The 1,859-nt window shown below is 40.2% G+C and carries 1 protein-coding gene; it reads left to right on the top strand.

Annotated elements, in window-relative coordinates; translation table 11 throughout:
- Positions 1–1,859 (top strand): RHS repeat domain-containing protein (locus LC419_RS23370; RefSeq protein WP_368734513.1); only part of this gene is annotated, 1,859 nt, incomplete at both ends.

The raw sequence follows: 1,859 nt of genomic DNA, 5'->3' as shown, positions 1-1,859 counted from the left end.
TATGACGGAAGAGGGAGATTGGTAGAAAAGAAGCTACCGGGCAAAGGTTGGGAATATATGGTGTACGATAAAGCAGACCGGCTACTTCTTACCCAGGACGCCAATATGAGAGCTTCGGGTAACTGGTATATGACCAAGTATGATATGTTTGGGAGAGTCGCTTACACAGGAATAGTGAACAACAGCAGCAACAGGAATACCTTGCAGAGTCAGATTGCAGATTTGGTAATTTATGATGCCCGACATCCGACAGGTTTCGTAAGGAATGGAATTACCGTTTATTATACCAGTGTCTATTTAAATGTAGATACCCTTTTGTCCGTTAACTATTATGACACCTATCCTCAGGGGTATGACTTCAATCCACCTTTTCCATCCACTATTCAGGGCGATCCCATTTTAACAGAAGCCCCTTCCTCTGATGGCAGAAGCACCAAAGGACTTCCTGTGATGAGCCTGATCAAGACTATCGAAGATGATAGCTGGACGAAGAATTATAGCTATTACGATATGAAGGGCCGTGCCGTTGGAACCTATTCTATTAACTACCTTGGAGGCTATACCAAAACAGAATCCAAACTTAATTTTTCAGGTGTTCCCCAAACTGTTATTACCAAACATAAAAGAGTTGCTAATGAAACAGAAAGAGTTATCACCGAAACCTTTACTTATGATCATCAAAACAGAATGCTTGTTCATAAGCACCAGGTAGACGGAAATCCTGAAGAGATTCTTGCGCAGAATAAGTACAACGAACTTTCCCAGCTAGAATCCAAGAAAGTAGGAGGTACCGATAGTGCATCCCCGCTTCAGATTGTAGATTATAAATACAACATCCGTGGCTGGATGACCCAGATCAATGATCCAGCCAACTTAAACGGAAAACTGTTTGGTTATAAAATCAAATACAATCAGGTTGATGGGCTTGAAACTCCCAATACGGATTATACGGATCTTAAAGTAAAACCAAGATATAACGGTAATATTGCAGAAGTAGACTGGAAAACCACCACAGCTCCCAACGATAACCTCAGAAGATACGGATATGTCTATGACGGTTTGAACAGGCTAGTTGCCGGTTTTTATCAGAAAGACAGTAATCCTTCTGCAAAAGAATATTTTGAAAAGATAGAGTATGATTTTAATGGGAATATTACCAATCTGAAGAGATCCTCCAGTCTTTGGGGAAATACCACAGCTGCCCTTATCAACAATATGGGGTATGCATATGAGGGTAACAGGCTTATTTCAGTTACGGATGCTATCCCTAATTTTATTGGGTATGTGGGTGGTGAAATGAAGTATGATAGCAATGGTAATATGACGGAAAATCCGGATAAAGAACAGGAGATTTTGTATAATATTCTGAACCTGCCTTCTGTTATTTCTGTTGGCACTGGCAGGAGAGGCTCTTCAATAGGTTATACGTATAGAGCAGATGGAGTTAAACTTCGAAAAGACCAGGGTTCATCCATGGGAACTGTGACGACCGATTATCTGGATGGTTTTCAGTATGCTCCTGAAACTACGTTGTGTTTACTCTGTCCTCCCCCTTTAGCTGTTCTTCAGTTTGTACCTACTTCAGAAGGTTATTTTGATTTTATCAAAAATAAGTATATTTACAATTATGCGGACCATTTAGGAAATACCAGGGTAAGTTACATGAAAGGAAGTTCAGGAATAGAAGTTTTGGAGGAAAATAACTATTATCCTTTCGGATTACAGCATGAAGGCTATAATGCGGTAGGTGCCAATCCTCAGTATCAGTATAAATACAATGGAAAAGAACTTCAAATAGGAACAGGGATGTACGATTATGGTGCGAGATTCTATATGCCTGATATTGGGAGATGGGGAGT

Source organism: Chryseobacterium sp. OSA05B (genome assembly GCF_019970065.1).
Taxonomy (GTDB): domain Bacteria; phylum Bacteroidota; class Bacteroidia; order Flavobacteriales; family Weeksellaceae; genus Chryseobacterium.
Note: the sequence above shows the minus strand (reverse complement) of the source record. Positions and strands in the feature narration are given on the sequence as shown.